General features: G+C 67.3%; 14 protein-coding genes. 1 reads left to right on the top strand and 13 read right to left on the bottom strand.

Annotation, left to right across the window (positions count from 1 at the left end):
- Positions 1 to 25: 25 nt before the first annotated feature.
- From hisS to ndk, 6 genes are all read right to left on the bottom strand, one after another.
- Complete coding sequence (gene hisS / locus QPK27_RS04845; RefSeq protein WP_290417078.1) at positions 26 to 1,381, bottom strand: histidine--tRNA ligase; 1,356 nt, start codon at positions 1,379 to 1,381, stop codon at positions 26 to 28.
- A 140-nt stretch (positions 1,382 to 1,521) separates the two neighbouring features.
- Complete coding sequence (ispG, locus tag QPK27_RS04840) at positions 1,522 to 2,820, bottom strand: flavodoxin-dependent (E)-4-hydroxy-3-methylbut-2-enyl-diphosphate synthase (protein ID WP_290417077.1); 1,299 nt, start codon at positions 2,818 to 2,820, stop codon at positions 1,522 to 1,524.
- Positions 2,821 to 2,839: 19 nt separating this feature from the next.
- Entirely contained in the window at positions 2,840 to 3,922 is a 1,083-nt protein-coding gene (locus QPK27_RS04835) for a helix-turn-helix domain-containing protein (RefSeq protein WP_290417076.1), read from the bottom strand.
- Between the two features lie 22 nt (positions 3,923 to 3,944).
- Positions 3,945 to 4,751: a type IV pilus biogenesis/stability protein PilW gene (gene pilW, locus QPK27_RS04830; protein WP_290417075.1), complete on the bottom strand. Its 807-nt coding sequence runs from the start codon at positions 4,749 to 4,751 to the stop codon at positions 3,945 to 3,947.
- The gene (rlmN, locus tag QPK27_RS04825) at positions 4,751 to 5,920 is read right to left on the bottom strand and encodes a 23S rRNA (adenine(2503)-C(2))-methyltransferase RlmN (RefSeq protein WP_290417074.1); all 1,170 of its coding nucleotides are present in this window, start codon (positions 5,918 to 5,920) and stop codon (positions 4,751 to 4,753) included. Before rlmN ends, pilW begins: the two co-directional genes overlap by 1 nt.
- A 129-nt stretch (positions 5,921 to 6,049) precedes the next feature.
- Positions 6,050 to 6,475, bottom strand: coding sequence for a nucleoside-diphosphate kinase (gene ndk, locus QPK27_RS04820; RefSeq protein WP_290417073.1), 426 nt, complete (start codon positions 6,473 to 6,475; stop codon positions 6,050 to 6,052).
- Between the two features lie 302 nt (positions 6,476 to 6,777).
- Here ndk and QPK27_RS04815 point away from each other — a divergent pair, with 302 nt between their 5' ends.
- Positions 6,778 to 7,470, top strand: a complete 693-nt coding sequence (locus QPK27_RS04815) for a Bax inhibitor-1/YccA family protein (RefSeq protein ID WP_290417072.1) — start codon at positions 6,778 to 6,780, stop codon at positions 7,468 to 7,470.
- Between the two features lie 67 nt (positions 7,471 to 7,537).
- On the opposite strand, the gene QPK27_RS04810 is transcribed toward QPK27_RS04815, so the two are convergent.
- The 7 genes from QPK27_RS04810 to QPK27_RS04780 form a co-directional block, all read right to left on the bottom strand.
- On the bottom strand, positions 7,538 to 10,003 hold the full coding sequence (locus tag QPK27_RS04810) for a PAS domain-containing protein (protein ID WP_290417071.1): 2,466 nt from the start codon (positions 10,001 to 10,003) through the stop codon (positions 7,538 to 7,540).
- Between the two features lie 156 nt (positions 10,004 to 10,159).
- Positions 10,160 to 11,569 carry a 23S rRNA (uracil(1939)-C(5))-methyltransferase RlmD gene (rlmD, locus tag QPK27_RS04805; protein WP_290417070.1) on the bottom strand — a complete coding sequence of 470 codons (1,410 nt, stop codon included), beginning with the start codon at positions 11,567 to 11,569 and terminating at the stop codon, positions 10,160 to 10,162.
- Between the two features lie 351 nt (positions 11,570 to 11,920).
- The gene (rpoS, locus tag QPK27_RS04800) at positions 11,921 to 12,952 is read right to left on the bottom strand and encodes an RNA polymerase sigma factor RpoS (protein ID WP_290417069.1); all 1,032 of its coding nucleotides are present in this window, start codon (positions 12,950 to 12,952) and stop codon (positions 11,921 to 11,923) included.
- Positions 12,953 to 12,959: 7 nt separating this feature from the next.
- Positions 12,960 to 13,874: a peptidoglycan DD-metalloendopeptidase family protein gene (locus QPK27_RS04795; protein ID WP_290417068.1), complete on the bottom strand. Its 915-nt coding sequence runs from the start codon at positions 13,872 to 13,874 to the stop codon at positions 12,960 to 12,962.
- A gap of 56 nt (positions 13,875 to 13,930) precedes the next feature.
- Positions 13,931 to 14,818 carry a protein-L-isoaspartate(D-aspartate) O-methyltransferase gene (locus QPK27_RS04790; RefSeq protein WP_290417067.1) on the bottom strand — a complete coding sequence of 296 codons (888 nt, stop codon included), beginning with the start codon at positions 14,816 to 14,818 and terminating at the stop codon, positions 13,931 to 13,933.
- A complete protein-coding gene (gene surE, locus QPK27_RS04785) occupies positions 14,815 to 15,564 on the bottom strand; it encodes a 5'/3'-nucleotidase SurE (RefSeq protein WP_290417066.1) in 750 nt (249 codons plus the stop codon). Before surE ends, QPK27_RS04790 begins: the two co-directional genes overlap by 4 nt.
- 563 nt (positions 15,565 to 16,127) lie before the next feature.
- Positions 16,128 to 18,617, bottom strand: a complete 2,490-nt coding sequence (locus QPK27_RS04780) for a tetratricopeptide repeat protein (RefSeq protein WP_290417065.1) — start codon at positions 18,615 to 18,617, stop codon at positions 16,128 to 16,130.
- Positions 18,618 to 18,619: the final 2 nt, after the last annotated feature.

Below are 18,619 nucleotides of genomic sequence, written 5' to 3'. Positions count from 1 at the left end.
GGTTCGGATTGCTGTTGTGGACTGATTACGGATGGTAGTGCACGTGGCCGTGATCGTGGTCGTGATCGTGGTCATGACCGCCGCCGCTGATGATCTGGTCGACCAGGTGATCGACCACTTCCTCGAACGGCACGCTGGTCTGCTGCTGCTCGCCGGCCGCGCCGCGCATCGACTTGATGGCCGCCACGTTGTTGGCGATCTCGTCCTCGCCGATGATCACGGCGAACGCCGCGCCGCTGCCGTCGGCCTTCTTCATCTGGCTCTTGAAGCTGCCCGCGCCGGCCGGCGTTGCGCAATGTAACACAACATCCAGGCCGGCATCCCGAATGCGCTCGGCCAGGATGAAGGCCTGCATGCGCGCTTCTTCGCCCTGGTGCACCATGTAGACGTCGCACTGGTTCGGCTGGGCCGGCTCGCCCATCGCCTTCATCAGCTCGATGATGCGCTCCATGCCCATCGCGAAGCCGACCGCCGGCGTGGCTTTGCCGCCGAAGGTTTCGATCAGCGGATCGTAGCGGCCGCCCGCGCAGATGGTGCCCTGCGAACCCAGCTCGTCGGTGACCCACTCGAACACGGTGCGGTTGTAGTAATCCAGGCCGCGCACCAGGCGCGGGTTGACGGTGTACTGGACGGCGGCGCGGTCCAGGATGTTCTTGACGCCATTAAAGTGCGCCAGCGACTCTTCGCCCAGGTAGTCGAGCAGGCGCGGGGCGCCGTTGACCATCTCCTGCATCGCCGGGTTCTTGGTGTCCAGGATGCGCAGCGGGTTGCTGTGCAGGCGGCGCTTGGCTTCGGCATCGAGGATGTCTTCGTGCTTCTCGAGGTAGGCGATCAGGTCGGTACGGTGACGGGCGCGCTCTTCGGCATTGCCGATCGAGTTCAGCTCCAGGCGCACGTTCTGGATGCCGAGGTCGTCCCACAGGCGGCGGCACATCATGATCAGCTCGGCATCGATGTCCGGGCCCGAGAAGCCGACCGCTTCCGCGCCGAACTGGAAGAACTGGCGGTAGCGGCCGCGCTGCGGACGCTCGTGGCGGAACATCGGGCCCTTGTACCACAGGCGGCGCGGGCCGTCGTAGACCAGGTTATGTTCGAGCACGGCGCGCACCACGCTGGCGGTGCCTTCCGGGCGCAGGGTCAATTGGTCGCCGTTCATCGAGTCTTCGAAGGAATACATTTCCTTTTCGACGATGTCGGTCACGGCGCCGATGGCGCGCGAGAACAGGCGGGTTTCCTCGACGATCGGGGTCACGATCTTCTGGTAGCCGTAGCTTTTCAGGATCGTTTCGGTGGTGTTCTCGAACAGCTCCCACAGCGGTGCGTCTTGCGGGAGGATGTCGTTCATGCCTTTGATGGCGACGATTTTTTCTGGTTTGGACATAGGGTTATCTCGTGATTCGCGTAGGGTCGACGGCTCTGCCGTCGACGCGGTGATAGTGACCGGCGCCGATTTCGCGCCGGATGATCTTGCTGCAAACTACCACCGCGTCGACGGCGGAGCCGTCAACCCTACGATGCATATTATTGGGTCGCCGCCTCGCGGCTATAGTTTTTCTGCACGTAATCCAGCACGATGGTCTTGAACTCGTCGACGATGCGCTCGCCGCGCAGGGTCGCGAATTTCTGGCCGTCGACGAACACCGGCGCGGCCGGCGATTCGCCGGTGCCGGGCAGGCTGATGCCGATGTTGGCGTGCTTCGATTCGCCTGGACCGTTGACGATGCAGCCCATCACGGCCACGTTCATCGCTTCCACGCCCGGATAGGTCTTCTTCCACTCCGGCATCTGCTCGCGCAGGAAACTCTGGATGTTGTCGGCCAGTTCCTGGAACACGGTCGAGGTAGTACGGCCGCAACCCGGGCAAGCGATCACCATCGGCGTGAACTTGCGCAGGCCCATGGTCTGCAGGATTTCCTGGCCGACCACCACTTCGCGGGTGCGGTCGCCGCCCGGTTCCGGGGTCAGCGAAATGCGGATGGTGTCGCCAATGCCTTCCTGCAACAGCACCGACAGCGCCGCAGTCGAGGCGACGATGCCCTTGCTGCCCATGCCGGCCTCGGTCAGGCCCAGGTGCAGCGGGTAATCGCAGCGGCGCGCCAGCTCGCGGTAGACCGCGATCAAGTCCTGCACGCCGGACACCTTGCACGACAGGATGATCTTGTCGCGCGCCAGGCCGACTTCTTCGGCGCGCACGGCATTCTCGATCGCCGAGGTAATCAATGCTTCGTACATCACGGCCTGGGCCGACCACGGATTCGCGCGCGCGGCGTTCTGGTCCATGATGCGCGCCAGCAGCGACTGGTCGAGCGAGCCCCAGTTGACGCCGATGCGCACCGGCTTGTCGTACCTGGCGGCGATCTCGATCATCTGGGCGAACTGGGTGTCGCGCTTGGCGCCCTGGCCCACGTTGCCCGGATTGATCCGGTATTTCGACAGCGCCTGCGCGCATTCCGGATAGTCGCGCAGCAGCAGGTGGCCGTTGTAGTGGAAATCGCCGACCAGCGGCACGTCGACTTCCATGCGGTCCAGTTGTTCGCGGATCGCCGGCACGGCGGCCGCCGCGGCCGGGGTGTCGACCGTGATGCGCACGATCTCGGAACCGGCGCGCGCCAGTTCCTTGACCTGGATTGCGGTGCCGATCGCGTCGGCGGTGTCGGTGTTGGTCATCGACTGCACCACCACCGGGGCGTCGCCGCCGACCCAGACGGTGCGGGCGCCGTGCGACACCGCGACCTTGCGGCTGGCGCGGCGCGCCAGCGGGCCGGACGGGATGGCGGCGTCGGTCGGGGTCAGCTCGGAGACTTGGTTCGGAGAGATCATCAGGCTTGGATTCCCTTGTTTATTTCAGTGCCACGCGCGCGACCGTCTTGCCCGGCTGCTGCGGCAGCGGAACATTGGCGCCGCGCAGGGTTGCGCTCACGCCGCCAGGGGCGCCGACCACCAGGGTCGCCGGGCCGTTCAGTTCGATCGATTCGGTGCTGCCGGCTTTCACCAGGCGCGAGATCAGCGGACGGCCGCCACCGGCGGGCGCGACCTGGACCCAGGAATCTTCGCGCACGTTCAGCACCAGGGTGTTGGCGCCGGCAGCGGCAGGCGCAGCAGCGGCGGCGGCAGGAGCGGTGGCGGCCACCGGCGTCGCGACGGCGGGCGCGTTCGCGGTCACGGTGGCGGCGGTCGGCGCGCCGGGCGCCGGGGTGGGCGCCGGCGTGGTGACCGGGGCTGCAGGCGCGGTGGTGGCCGGTGTGGCGCCCGGAGCGGCGGCCGGGGCCGGGTTCGACGGCGCGCCCTCGCCGGCCGGCGACGGCACCGAGATCAGCGGCACCGATGGATTGAGCAACTGGTCCTGCTGGGCTGCGCCCGAGGTGGCGCCGGCCGGGACGGCCACGCCGTTCGGCGCCGCCGTGCCGACCGGGTTTTCCAGCACGTGGTTGGCCTCGGCCGCGTCATGCTGGGCGGTGCCGGGAATCGCGCCCAGCTGCCAGGCGGCGACGGCGGCGCCGGCCACCACCACCACGGCGGCGATCCAGCCCAGCGGCAAGCGGTTGCGGCGGCCACCGATCGGGAACCGGGTTTCCGAGAACGCGGCCGGACGCTGCTCGCGGCGCAGGTTGGCGCTGGCGGTGGCGTTGGCGCCGGCCTGGGCTTCGGGCGGCATGTTCAGCTCGATCATCGACACCAGCGGCGCGGCGTCGATGCGCAGCAACTTGGCGTAGGCGCGCACGAAGCCGCGCGTCACGGCCGGGCTCGGCAGGGAGGCGTAATCGCCGGCTTCCAGCGCCACCACCTGGCGCGGCGCCAGCTTCAGCTGGTCGGCCACCTGCTCCACGGTCCAGCCCATCGCTTCGCGTTGGGACTGCAGGGTCTGGCCAGGAATGCCGGGCTGGTTGCCCGGCGTGGCCGGCTGGTCTGCGTGCTCGTTCATTGTGCTCGTCCTTGTCCTTTTCTCATTCGTCGAAAGCCCCGCGCTCGAACGCCGCATACTCGGGCGATCCGGGGAAGCGGCGCCGCAGCTGCGCGGCCAGGCTCGCTTCGTGGCTGCGGTCGCCCAGCTTGCGCTGGACGCGCATGGCAAGCCACAGCGCATCGGCCGACAGCGTCTCCAGTTTGGCTGTCTCGATCAGGCGGTTAATGAAGAATCCGGCGCGGGTCATGTCGCGCCGCTCGTAGTACACCCGCGCCAGGCCGGCGTTGACCGGCTCCAGGTCGGGGCTCAGACGCAGGGCGTCGAGCAGGTAGCGCTCGGCCGCGTCGAAATTCTTTTGCTTGATGCTGCACACGCCCGCGTTCACCAGCGCGCTGGTCGGCGTCTGGTAGCTCGGGTTCCTGATGGCGGCATCGAAATAGCGCAACGATTCCTGCGGGCGGTTCAGCGACTGGCACAGGAACGAACCGTAGTTGTTCGACAGGTCCGGGTTGCCGGGCGCCAGCCGCAGCGCATGCTGGTAGTTGTCGTCGGCCAGCGGCAGCTGGCCCATCGCGGTATAGATCAGCGCCCGCACGCCGTAGGCGTCGGCATAGTCGGGGTCGGCCGCGATCGCCTGCTTGATCTCGTCCAGCGCGATCTCGAGCTTGCCTTCCTGGTAGTAGCCGACCGCCAGCTGCAGGCGGATGTTGGCGCGCTTTTCGAGCGCGGTCTGGTCCGAGGCGGTCTTGAGTTCGCCGCGCGCGGTCGTGCCGGCGCCCGAACCGGACCCGGCGCAAGCGGCCAGGGTCAGGATCAAGGGCAGCGCGAGTGCGGCGGCGCGGCGCATCAGGTCGGGATCTCCACGATGCGGCCGAAGTCGGCGCCGAACTTCTTCTGGTATTCGGCCATCTTTTCCATGCGCTCGGCCACGCGGGTGCGGTCCTTGACCTCGCCCGCCAGCTGGCCGCAGGCGGCGTCGATGTCGTCGCCGCGCGTCTTGCGCACGGTGGTCACGATGCCGGCGTTCATCAGCACTTCGCTGAAGGCCTTGATGCGCGGGTTCTTGGAGCGGAACAGGCCCGATTCCGGGAACGGGTTGAACGGGATCAGGTTGAACTTGCAGTTCACGCCGACCACCGGGTCGTTGACCAGCGCGATCAGTTCGCGCGCATGCTCGTCGGAGTCGTTGAACCCATCGAGCATGCAGTATTCGAAGGTGATGAAGTCGCGCGGCGCGAATTCCAGGTAGCGCTTGCAGGCCGCCATCAGTTCGCGCAGCGGGTATTTTTTATTCAGCGGCACCAGGATGTCGCGCAGCGCGTCGTTCGAGGCGTGCAGCGACACCGCCATCGCCACCGGCACGTCCTGCGCCAGCTTGTCGATGTTCGGCACCACGCCCGAGGTCGACAGCGTCACGCGGCGGCGCGACAGGCCGTAGGCGTTATCGTCGAGCATCATCTTGAGCGCGGTGACGGTCGGTTCGTAGTTCAGCAGCGGCTCGCCCATGCCCATCATCACCACGTTGGTGATCTGGCGTTCGCCCTTCGGGCCCGGCTCGATGCCCTTGGTACGGCGCAGCTCGAACTCGGCCATCCACAGCTGGCCGATGATCTCGGCCACGGTGAGGTTACGGTTGAAGCCCTGCTTGCCGGTCGAGCAGAAGCGGCAGTTGACGGCGCAGCCGGCTTGCGTGGAGATGCACAGCGTGCCGCGGTTTTCTTCCGGGATGAACACGGTCTCGACCGCGTTGCCGTTGCCGACGTCGACCAGCCATTTGCGGGTGCCGTCGCTGGCGGTCTTGTCGCTGACGATGGCCGGGGCGCGCACTTCGGCGCGGGTTTTCAGCTTTTCACGCAGCGACTTGGCCAGGTCGGTCATGCTGTCGAAGTCCGACGCGCCGAACTGGTGGATCCAGCGCTGCAGCTGCTTGGCGCGGAACGGTTTCTCACCCAATTCGGCGCAGTAGGCGACGAGTTGCGCGGGATCGAAGTCCAGCAGGTTGGTGAGCGTCGTCATGGCAAATTCCTTTATTTCAAACACCCGCTCGCGCCAGCCCTTGGCTGCGGGCGAGCGGGTTACTCATTCAATTAGTCCGGGGGAGGAAAACGTCCGGGAAGCGCCCGGACTGCGCTCCCCCTCGACCAATTAACGCGAGTAGACGTTCAGTGCCGGGAAGAAGTAAGCGATTTCCACGGCGGCGGTTTCGGCAGCGTCCGAACCGTGCACGGCGTTGGCGTCGATCGAATCGGCGAAGTCGGCGCGGATGGTGCCGGCGTCGGCTTTCTTCGGATCGGTGGCACCCATCAGGTCGCGGTTCTTCAGGATCGCGCCTTCGCCTTCGAGGACGGTGACCATGACCGGGCCCGAGACCATGAAGCTGACCAGGTCCTTGAAGAACGGACGTGCGGCGTGCACGGCGTAGAAGCCTTCGGCTTCAGCTTGCGACAGTTGCACCATGCGGGCAGCGACGACCTTCAGGCCAGCGCCTTCGAAGCGGCTGTAGATTTGGCCGATCACGTTTTTTGCAACTGCGTCCGGCTTGATGATGGACAGGGTGCGTTCGATTGCCATGTAAAACTCCGATAAAAGTAAGGTTAAATCTAAGAAATTCGTGAGAACTTCGGGGCTCAATCAACCTTTAATTTTAGCATACCTGCCGCATATAACCGATATTGCGGTAGTGGCAAGCATGGTGGTACAGTGGCGACGAATTCCGTCCCGGTTTCGCCCCCGTTCTTCATCCCCGGTTAAGACTGGCGGTGTAGGATGCGGTCGAAGTCCCCTGGAAGCACGTTGCAATCGAAGTGCAACACCATTGTGCAGCAAACCTTGCAACATTGTGCAGCATCTTTTTACTCAACCGGAGGCACTATATGTACCCTAGTACCCAACAGCAAAGTACCATCGACCTGACCAAAGGCGGCCAGGCCACGCGCAACAAGGTGTTGCGCAACACGTATTGGCTGCTGGCGCTGTCGATGATCCCGACCGTCCTGGGCGCATTCATCGGCGTGTCGATGCAGCTGCCGATGCTCACCGGCGGCATCGGCTTCATCGTCTTCCTGGCGATCGCCTTCGGCTTCATGTTCGCGATCGAAAAGACCAAGCATTCGGCAGTCGGCGTGGCGGTGCTGCTCGGCTTCACCTTCTTCATGGGCCTGATGCTGACCCCGCTGCTCACCTACACGCTGGGCTTCAACAATGGCGGCAGCCTGATCATGACCGCGTTCGGCGGTACCGCGGCCGTGTTCGCCGTGATGGCGAGCATCGCCACCACCACCAAGCGCGACTTCTCGGGCATGGGCAGCTGGCTGATGGCCGGCGTGATCATCCTGGTGCTGGCCGCCGTCGCCAACATCTTCCTGCAGATGTCGGCGCTGTCGATCGTGATCTCGATCCTGGCAATCGGTATCTTCTCGGCCTTCATCCTGTTCGACGTGCAGCGCATCATCAACGGCGGCGAGACCAACTACATCTCGGCCACCCTGGCGATCTACCTGGACGTGTACAACATCTTCACCAGCCTGCTGCACCTGCTGGGCATTGCCGGCGGCGACCGCGACTGATTCGCCTCTGCAACGATAAAAAAACCGGCCGCTGGCCGGTTTTTTTCGCACTGACGATTCGTACGTGCTAAGCGGCGATCATCTCGCGGATGCGCGCGGCCAATGCGTCGATCGCGAACGGCTTGGTCAGCACCTGCATGCCCGGTTTCAGGTGGCCGTTGCCGATCAGGCTGTTCTCGGCGTAGCCGGTGATGAACAGCACCTGCAGCCCCGGGCGCCGCTCCAGCGCCGCCTCCGCCAGCTGGCGCCCGTTCATGCCGCCCGGCAGGCCGACGTCGGTCACCATCAGGTCGATGCGCGCATCCGACTGCAGCAGCTTGAGGCCGGCCGCACTGTCGCCCGCCTCCAGCGCGTTGTAGCCGAGGTCCTGCAGCACCTCGGTCACCAGCATGCGCACCGACGGCTCGTCGTCGACGATCAGCACCGTCTCGCCCTGCCCGCCGTGGGCGCCGGCGGCGGTCTTCAGGCCCGCATCTTCAATCTCCAGCTCGCCGTAGTAGCGCGGCAGGTAGATGCACACGGTCGTCCCCTGCCCCACCTCGGAATAGATGCGCACCTCGCCGCCCGACTGGCGCGCGAAGCCGTGGATCATCGACAGGCCGAGCCCGGTGCCCTCGCCAATCGGCTTGGTGGTGAAGAACGGCTCGAACACCTTGGCCATCAGCTCGGGCGTCATGCCGGTGCCGGTGTCCGTCACGCACAGCGACAGGTATTGGCCTTCCGGGATCGCGTGCGTCTTGGCCGCCGAATAGTCGAGCCATTTATTGGCGGTCTCGATCGTGATGCGGCCGCCGTCGGGCATCGCGTCGCGCGCATTGATGCACAGGTTCAGCAGCGCATTCTCGAGCTGGCCGGCGTCGATCAGGGCCGGCCACAGCCCGACCGCGCCCACCACCTCGAGCGCCACCTGCGGGCCGATGGTGCGCCGGATCAGTTCTTCCATGCCGGCCACCAGCTGGTTGACATTGGTCGGCCTGGGGTCGAGCGTCTGGCGCCGCGAGAACGCCAGCAGGCGATGGGTCAGCGCCGCCGCGCGCCGCGCCGCGCCCTGGGCCACCGTCATGTAGCGCTCCAGCTCCGCCGTGCGGCCCTGGCGAATGCGGATCTGCATCAGGTCGAGCGCGCCGGTGATGCCGGCCAGCAGGTTGTTGAAGTCGTGCGCCAGGCCGCCGGTGAGCTGCCCCACCGCTTCCATCTTCTGCGCCTGGCGCAATTGCTCTTCCAGGTTGCGCTGGCCGGTGGTCTCGATCCCGATCCCGCTGCGGCGCGCCGGCAGGCCGTGCTCGTCCAGCTGGGTGCGCCAGCGCGACAGCACCCAGCGGATCGCGCCGCCCGGATGGCGCAGGCGGTACTCGTAGGCCATGTCCTTGCCGGACGTCATGCTGCGCGCGATCTCGACCCGCAACTGCGGCAGGTCGTCAGGATGGACGTTGGCCAGGAACTCCTCGACCGGCACGCCGCCGGCGCCGCGCACCGGATCGACGCCGTACAGCTCAGCAATGGCGGCGTCGCATACGTAGCGTCCGGTGTGCAGGTCCAAGGTCCAGGCGCCGACGCCGCCGACCGAATTGAGCGCCAGGCGCGAGAATGCCTCGGCTTCGCTCAAGGCCTGTTCGCGCGCGCGCTCGGGGGTCAGGTCGCGTCCGGCGGCGTACACCTTGCCCTCCTCGAAGGCGCCGGTCCACGACAGCGGGCGGTAGGAGCCGTCCCGGTGGCGGAAGCGGTAGACGTAAGGCACCGACAGCGGCTTCTCGAGCATTCCTGCAAATGTGATCAAGGTTGCGTCGAGGTCGTCCGGGTGCGTGAATTCGATGAACTTCTTGCCGACGATCTCGTGCTTCTCATAGCCCAGCAGCACGGTCCACATCGGATTGACCATCTCGATGGTGCCGTCCGGCAGCGCCACGACCAGAAGCTCCTGCGACAGCTGCCAGGAGCGGTCGAGTTCGCGGGTGCGGGCCTTGACCTGCTGCTCGAGCGAGGCCGCCAGCTGGCGCAGCGACTGCTCGGCCTGGCGCCGGGCGGTGGCGGCATGGGTGCGCTGCGCCACCTCGCGCATGAAGGCCAGCTCGCCTTCGCTCCATTCGCGCGCGTGGGCGCTGCTGACGTACAGCAAAGCGACCAGGCTGCCGCGTTCGAGCACCGGCGTGTCGACAAAGGCGCGCACGCCGCCCGCCTCCAGCTGCGGCGCATGGTCGCGCGTGCGCGGATCGCGGCGCACGTCGCGCACCGCCACCGTGTCGCCGCGCCGGAAGGCGTCGATGTGGGCGCCGAAATCGCGGAACGGCACGGTGCCGGCGAGCGATCCGGCGTCGCCGCGGGTCCAATCGCACTCGACGGTCAAGGTCTCGGCCTCGAGGTCGATCGTGCCATAGCCGACCAGCTCCACGTCCAGCGTCTGGCCCAGGATGCGGCTGGCGACGTCGGCCAGGCTGGACGTGTCGTCGTGCTGGCCGAGCTGGTCGGTCAGCGCCAGCAGCGCCGCGCGCCAGCCCTCTTCCAGTTGCTTGCCCTGATCCTTGTCGTTGTTCATTGTGCCTGCACCCGCCATTGCGTCATTACAGCAGTTGAACCGATGCAAGGCGCAGCGGTCTGTTCGCTAACACTCATCCATAAGGCATGGACGACAACGGCCCGGCCGGAACGATCCGGCCGGGCCGCGTGGCCGGCGCCTGGAGCGCGCCTGGGCTTACGCGTGCGCGTCGGACGCGCTCGGCGCCGCTTCGATCCCGGGCACCACGGCGCCCGGAACCGGCCTCTCGCCCAGCTCGAACACGCCGATCGACTCCACGTGCGAAGTGTGCGGGAACATGTTCACCACGCCCGCCTTCTTCATCACGTAGCCGGCCTTGTGCACCAGGATACCGGCGTCGCGCGCCAGCGTCGACGGGCTGCACGAGACGTAGACGATGCGCTGCGGCATCAGTTCCTCATGCGTCTCGCGCAGTTCGGCCAGCGCCAGCGCCAGCGCCATGGCGCCGTCGCGCGGCGGATCGATCAGCATGCGATCGAATTTGCCGAGGGCGACCAGGTCATCCTTCGTCACTTCGAACAGGTTGCGGGTCGAGAACGAGGTCTTGGCGGCCAGGCCATTGGCCTGGGCGTTGTCCAGCGCGCGCGTGGTCAGTGCGGTGCTGCCCTCGATGCCGACCACTTCGCGCGCCTGGGTCGCCAGCGGCAGCGTGAAGTTGCCCAGGCCGCAGAACAGGTCGGCCACGCGGTCTTGCGGCTGCACTTCCAGCAAACGCAGCGCCTTGGCCACCAGCACGCGGTTGATGTGGTGGTTGACCTGGGTAAAATCGGTCGGCTTGAACGGCATGCGGATGCCGAACTCGGGCAGCGTGTAGTACAGCTCCTTGCCCAAAGGATAGAACGGATAGGCGGTGTCCGGGCCCTTCGGCTGCAGCCACCACTGGATGTTCCACTTGTCGGCGAAGGCCTTGACCAGCACTTCGTCGGCGGCGCTCAGCGGCGCCATGATGCGCAGCACCAGCACCGTGGTCTCTTCGCCGATCGCCACTTCGATCTGCGGCATCTGGTTGTAGATCGACAGCGCGCCGATCAGTTCGCGCAGCGGCATCAGGAGTTGCGCCACGTGGTCGGGCAGGATCTCGCAGGTGGTGATGTCGGCCACGTAGGACGAGCTGCGCTCGTGGAAGCCGACCAGCACGCCGCCCTTCTTGGCCACGTGGCGCACCGACAGGCGCGCGCGGTAGCGGTAGTCCCAGGTCGGGCCATACATCGGGCGCATGATCATCTCGGCCTTCACTTTGCCGAGGTGCCACAGGTTGTCTTCCAGCACGCGGCCCTTCATCGCCACCTGGGCCGACGGCTCCAGGTGCTGCATCGAGCAGCCGCCGCAGTAGCCGAAGTGCTGGCACTTCGGTTCGACCCGCATCGACGATGCGCGCTGCAGGGTGACCATGCGGCCCGATTCCCAGTTCTTCTTCTTGCGCAGCGTCTCGAAGCTGACCCGCTCGCCCGGCAGCGCGCCTTCGACGAAGATCACCTTTCCTGGGGTGCCGTCTTCGTTCTCGAGGTGGCCGACGCCACGGGCATCCGCGTCGAGGGATTTGATGTCGATGAATATTTCTTGCATGGCGAGAGAAGTTGGGAGTGGACCACTGACCGGCCCGGCGCAAGGCGGCGCGGGCGGACGACACAAACAAAAAATGGGCTGTTCACGCCCGGCGGGCATGATAGCAAGGAATCGGGGTGGGCGCTACCGCGGGGCCGGGTGCGGGCCAGGCGCAAGCCAGCGGCAGGCCAGGCGCGTAGCGGGCGTCGGCGCCTGCAGACCCGGGGTTCGGCGAGTACAAATCCCTGTTGGTTAGTTACATTTTTATAGGCAGTACGACCACGACGGTGATGCTGCGCGCCCAGAGCGTCAACGCAATGTTGTATGCCACGGTTACGGCACGCAGTTACGGCACGCAGTTACAGCACGCAGTTACAGCAACGAGTCGCGCTCCACGCCGCGCGCCGCCATCGCCCGCTTGAGCTTGACCAGCGCTTCCTGCTGGATCTGGCGCACCCGCTCGCGCGTCACGCCCATCTGCTCGGCCAGCACCTCGAGCGTGGCCGGATCGTCGTTGTCCAGGCCGTAGCGCCGGGTCACGACCAGGCGCTGCTTGTCGGGCAGGCGCGCCAGCCAGTCGCGCACCAGCAGCGCCATCTCGTGCTGCTCGGCGCGTGCGTCGGGGCTGTCGCCGGCTTCGTCGGGCAGCATGTCCATCAGACTCGAGCCGGGATCGTTGTCCAGCGGCGCGTCGAGCGAGGTGGCGTGCTCGGACAGCGCCAGGATGTCCTGCACCTCTTCCACCGGGCGGTCGAGCAGGCTGGCGATGTCTTCGCTCGAGGCTTCCTTGCCGTCGTGGTGCTGCGATTCGAGGTGGTATTTGGCGCGCAGGACGCTGTTGAGTTCGCGCACCATGTGCACCGGCAGGCGCACCGTGCGCGCCTGGTTCATGATGGCGCGCTCGATGCTCTGGCGGATCCACCAGGTGGCGTAGGTGGAGAAACGGAAACCGCGCTCGGGCTCGAACTTGTCGATGGCGCGCATCAGGCCGATGTTGCCCTCCTCGATCAGGTCAAGCAGGACCACGCCGCGGTTGATGTAGTGCTTGGCGATCGAGACGACCAGGCGCAGGTTATGCTCGATCATCTTCTGGCGCGCGGAAAAATCGCCGGCCTTGGCCAGGGTGGCGAAGTGCACTTCTTCGGGCGCGGTGAGCAGCGCGCGGGCCCCGATCTGGTTCAGGTAGTGCTGGGTGGTGTCGGTGGCCAGTTCGGACTGCAGCACCTTGCGCAGCTCGTCGACCGTTTCGATGCCGGCGCTGACGGGCAACAAGGCAACGCCATCCGCGCCGTCGGCGCCATCGGCATGGCCGGCACCGTCCGCAGCATGCACACGCTCGCTGTCCGGATCATCCGGAAATTCGTCCGAATCGTCGAGGTCCAGCGAATGCGGCGGCTGCGTCATGTCCTTCCTATCGGCCGGGCAGGAACCTCGTCGGGTCGACCGGTTTGCCCTGTTGACGGATCTCGAAATGCAATTTGACCAGGTCCGCGTCCGAATCGCCCATTTCGGCGATCATCTGGCCCTTGGCCACGTTGTCGCCTTCCTTGACCACGATCTTGCGGTTGTGGGCGTAGGCGGACAGCAAGCTGTTGCTGTGCTTGACGATGACGAGATTACCATAACCGCGGATGCCGCTGCCAGCGTACATTACCTTGCCGGCGCCGGCCGCGACCACCTGCTGGCCCATCTTGCCGGCGATGTCGATGCCCTTGTTGCGGCCTTCGTCGAAGGTGGCGATGATGCGGCCGTCCGACGGCCACATCCAGCTCAGCTTCTCGTCGCCGGGAGCGCTGGTGCTGCCGGCGGCCACGCTGGCGTTGCCGGCGGCCGAGGTCGGGGCCGGGGTCACGGCGTCGGTGCGCGCGCCGGCCGGCGCGGCGTCCTTGCGCGCGTCGGCGACGGCGGTCTCGCTGTACGGCTTCTTGTCGGCGCGCGGTTCGGTCTTGCGCGGCACGCTGCCGGCGCTCGGCGGCATCGGCACCGGCTGGGTGGTCACGGCGGCGGTCGCGCGCTCGACAGGATTGACGCGCAGCACCTGGCCGACCTTGATGTCGTCCGGGTTGGCCAGGTTGTTCCAGGCGACCAGGTCGCGGTAGTTCTGGCCGAAATCGAGGGCGATGCGCAGCAGGGTATCGCCCTTGCGCACGGTGTACATGCCGCGCTCGTCCTGCTTGGGCGCTTCTTCGACGCGCGCCGGCGCCGGACGGGTGTGGGCCTGGGTGGCCGGACGTTCGACGACCGGGGCCTGGCGGGTGGTGGTGGAGCAACCGGCAACGAGGCCGAGGAAGATCGTCAGGAGGGCTAAACGCGGTGCTTGTTTCATTGGCATTCTAATTAGTCTATCGGCGTACGGCGGAGCCTGGCAGGCTCCTTTCCTGGTTAGATGGTGCCCGGACGCAGCGGCACGAAGTGGCAGGCTTCCAGCGTTTCGCTGGTCCACTCGGATTTGCCGATGCGGGTGATGCGGTGCAGATGCTGCACCTGGGCGCCGACGGGCGCAACGAGGTGCGCACCGATGGCCAGCTGCTCGAGCAAGGCTTGCGGCACCTCGAGTCCGGCGGCCGCGAGGATGATGCCATCGAATGGCGCCACCTGCGGCAAGCCTAGCATACCATCGCCGTACTGCAAACGAAGGTTGGAAATCCGCAGCGGCCGCAAGTTGGTCTTTGCGAGCTCGTGCAGGGGCTTGATGCGCTCGATTGAATACACCTCCTTCGCGACGAAGGACAGGACCGCGGCCTGGTAGCCGCAGCCGGTGCCGATCTCGAGCACGCGTTCCAGCGCCTTGCCGCCGCGCACCGATTCGCTCATCAGCTCAATCATGCGGGCGACGATATAGGGCTGGGAAATCGTCTGGTTGTGGCCGATCGGCAGCGAGGCGTCGATGTACGCCTGGCTCGACAGGGCCGGTTCGATGAACAGGTGGCGCGGCACCGTTTCCAGGGCGGCCAGCACCTTGGGGTTGGCCACGCCCTGGCGCGCAACCCGCGCCACCATCGCGCGGCGCACCGCCTCGGTGGCCATCAGGTCGGAACGCTGCGCGGCCGGCGCGCTGCTGGCCTTGGGAACATAGCTCGGCGGACGAGGCGCCGGGGCCGGGGCCGGCGGCGCCTTGGCCGATCCGCCCTGGGTGGCGGTGCTGGCGGCGTTGCGGGTAGCGGTCTGCGGCGTGGCGACCGGGCCGCGCGCGGCCGGCTTGGTGGTGCGCCCGGCGCCGCCGGTAACCGACGACAGCGGCAAGGGGAAATTGCTGCGCTGATCGCTCATGCCAGTCCCCGCGCCAGCAGGTCAAGCTGGGTCTTGTGAGTCAGGTCGATCTGCAAGGGCGTGAGCGAAACCTGGCCCTGGCTGGTGGCGTGGAAGTCGGTGCCCTCGCCGGCGTCGCGGCAGGCGCCGACCGCGCCGATCCAGAAGATTTCGCGCCCGCGCGGGTCCTGTGCGCGGATCACCGGTTCGGACTGGTGACGGCGGCCGAGGCGGGTCGGCGTCAGCGGACCGATCTGCTCGTACGGCAGGTTCGGAATGTTCACGTTGAGCAGGAACGGCGTTGGCAGCATGGCCAGGCCGCCGTCCAGGTAGCGCTGCACGATGTCGCGCGCCACGCGCGCGGCGGAATCGACGTGGGCCCAGCCGGCGTTGACCTGCGAGAAGGCGATCGCAGGCAGGCCGAACAGGTAGGCTTCGGTGGCGGCGGCGACGGTGCCGGAGTATAGCGTGTCGTCGCCCATGTTCTGGCCGTTGTTGATGCCCGAGACGACCAGGTCGGGCGGGCTGTCGGACATGCCGGTCAGGGCGATGTGGACGCAGTCGGTCGGCGTGCCGTTGCAGAAGTAAAAACCGTTGGCAGCCTTGGTCACCGACAATGGACGATCCAGTGTCAACGAGTTCGACGCGCCCGAGCGGTTGCTGTCGGGCGCGACGACCACGATCTCCGCGATTGCGGCGAGCGCGTCGGCCAGCGCGTTAATACCAGGCGCCAGATATCCGTCGTCGTTACTGATAAGAATTCGCATGTCGAAGATTTTACCCGAAGCAACGCCTGTATCGACGTTTGAAGGGCGAAATTCGCGCCGGGATTTCATAATCTGGGAAGGCCGCCAGCGCCGCGATCGAGCGCACTAGGAGCGCGCTAGCGAAAGCTGAACAGGCTGACAACGCCGGAGCGGGCATGAAAACAACGGTCGGCGCGGCTTTTCGCGTGCGCTTGTCAGTTCGTCAAGCGAGGAAAATGCCGTTCGTGACCATTATAGTAAGCCGGGGTATGGGGCGTAAATCCGTGCGCGACCGCTGAGTAGACGCTGTGACACGGCGTCCGCTGCCATTCAGGTCTCATGCCAGCACTCGTTCCATGCACAGGCGTACACCGTCCAGCCTGCGCAGACGGCGAGCCATGGCATCAAGCCGCACAGCACGGCGGGCCCTGGCGCCAGACCGAAAGGGACGACGGGCCAGGCGCCAAACCGAAAAGAACGACTGGCCATTGCGCCAGACTGGCCGGCTTAACGAGCAACGGCGCCAGGCCAAGCAGGCCGGCCCGGCGGCTCTGCTGCCCGGCCGGACACCATTGGCGCTGGGCTCAGCGCATCGTCATGGGATTGTCGCGCGCGGCTTCGATCAGGGCTCCTTCGAGCAGCGATACCTCGTCCTGCGTGAACGAGAGCAAGGCATCCTTGTCGCCATCCTGCAAATAGACCTGCTTGATCATGGCGGCGCCGCGCCGGCGTAGCGGGTGGGCGGCGCTCGGACGCAGCACCGAGGTGCGCAGGCTGTCGGCCAGTGCGCGCGCCTCGCCCGGACTACGGCTGTCGATCAGGTCTTGCAATTGTGCGAGCTTGTGCCCCAGGTTATCGGCGACATGACCCGGTTCGCCGTGGTCGCCCGCCATGCCCGTCGCGCCCAGCGGACGCACCGCCTCGCGCTCGTGCGGGCGACGACTCTCGTGCCCATGACGGTCATGGAACGCGGCGTGCAAGCCCGCCGACCGGCCCGGCGGGCGGGAGCCGGCGCCGGCCGCTTCGGCAGCTCCAGCAGCCGCGGTATCCGATGCGCCGGTGCTGGCGATGGAATGTCGGCTGGGCACCGGATCGGTTCCGCCAAGATTGGTGGCGCCGGCGTCAACACCGTCGAGACCTGCATGACCTTTACCCCACCCTTCCGCCTCTTGCAAGCGCTGGCGCAGATCGGCCACCTGCTCGCGCAGCCGTCTCGCGGCTTCGGCTTCGCCCTGCTGGCCGAGCGTCGAAGCCAGGCGCAGCTGCATGTTCAGGGTTTCGGGATGGCCGGCCCCCAGGTGCCGTTCGCGCGCGCGGGCCAACGATTCCTGGATGCTGCGCACCGCCGCCAGGTCGCCCTGCGCGGCCAGGATCTCGGCCAACGCCTCGCGCGCCCCGAGAGTGCCGGCGGCATCCGGGCCGTCATGCCGTTCGCGTGCACGCAGCACCGCTTCCAGCATGCGCCGGGCATTGCCCAGCTCACCGGTCTCGCCGAACAGCAGCGCCAGCCCCTGGGCGCAACGCAGCGTGTCCGGATGCTCGGCGCCCTGGCGGCGGCGGCGGCCTTCGAGCACGCGCTCGTACACGATGCGCGCGCGTGCGCTTTCGTGCTGCTGCGCCAGGCTGCGCGCCAGATCTTCCAGGCAGCCCAGGGTGGCCGGATGATCGTCGCCCAGCGCGCGCTCGCAGGCCGCCACCACCTGCTCGTGCAGCGCCAGCGCACGCTCGCCCTCGCCCAGGCCGGCCAGCACGCGCGCCAGCTGCGAACGGGCGCACAGGGTTTCCGGGTCGTCGGCGCCGGCGCGCCGCGCGCATGCCTGCACCAGTACATCGTAGTGGCGCCGCGCCTCGGACAGGCTACCGCTCTCGAACAGCAGCGAGGCCAGGGTGGCGCGCGCGGCGCGGGTAGCAGCGTGGTCCTCGCCCTGGAAGCGTTCGCGCAACGCCAGGCTCTCTTCGAAGCAGGCGCGCGCCTCGTCGCGCCGCCGTTCGCGCCGGTACAGAAGGCCCAGGCGCGCCAGCACGTCGGCCAACGTGGCGGGTGCCGCGTTCGATGCGCCTCCATGCGGCTCTGGCACGTGCTGCCCTGCCGGCGCAGCCTGTTGCGCGCCTTCCTGCGTCGCCGCGCGCGCCTGCGCCAACGCCGCGCGCAGGCGGATTTCGTCGAGCGATTGCCAGGGAAAGTATCCCGGCGCCAGCCACTCGCCAAGCTGCGCGGCGAAGCGCGCCAGCGCACGCCGGTCGCCGCCGGCGCCGGTCGTGGACACGGCGTCGGCCAGCGCCAGCTGCACCTCGTCGAAGTAACTGTCGAGGTTCACGCGCGGCCAGCCATAGCAGGCGCGCAGCAATGCTTCCAGGCGCGGCTGGTAGCCCGGCGCGCCGTTACGCACGTCGCCGCGGCGCCAGCGACCGTGCGGATCGCTGCGCGCGCCGTCGGCGCTGCAGGCGATCGGGTACAGCAGCAACGGACGCTGTTCGTCCTCGTGCGTGCAGCGATAGTCGATGGCGCGCCGCACCACCCCTTCCAGCCCTTCCAGGCTGCCGGGGGCCGGCGTGAACAGGCCGGCCAGGCGGTCGGGCAGCAGGGTCGAGCAGACGCTGACCGCGGCCGTCCGGCCGGCGCCGGTCGCCACCAGCACGTGCCGGAAGTGGGCGGCCATGCGCGCCGCGAAGCGCCGGAACAGGGCCGGGCAGGCATCGAACAGCGCTTCCCAATCGAGCCGGCCGGCGCGCTCGGTGTAGCTGTCGTCGAAGCGGCCGGCGCGCATCAGATACAGCGGACGGCGGCCGTCGGCGCGTTCGATGTGGGCTCGCCAGCCGGCATCGTCGATCACGCGGTCGGCCAGTTCTTCGCCGTGGCCGCCGGCCCCGCGCAGGCGCGCGCGGCAGGCCTCGAAGAATTCGAGCAGGCCGGCGCGCATAGGCGCGGCGTCGGCGTCCGGCGCCGCATCCTCGGCCAGGTCGGCGCAGTCGGAGGGAAGCGCGAAGTGGCGGTGCAGTGCAGGCGCTTCCAGGTCCCAGTCGATTACCAGCACCGGTGCATCCTCCCCGTCCGGCGCCGTGGCGGCGCCCATGT

The organism is Massilia sp. YIM B02443 (genome assembly GCF_030411955.1).
Lineage (GTDB): Bacteria > Pseudomonadota > Gammaproteobacteria > Burkholderiales > Burkholderiaceae_D > Telluria.
This window is presented reverse-complemented; position numbering and strand designations above follow the sequence as displayed.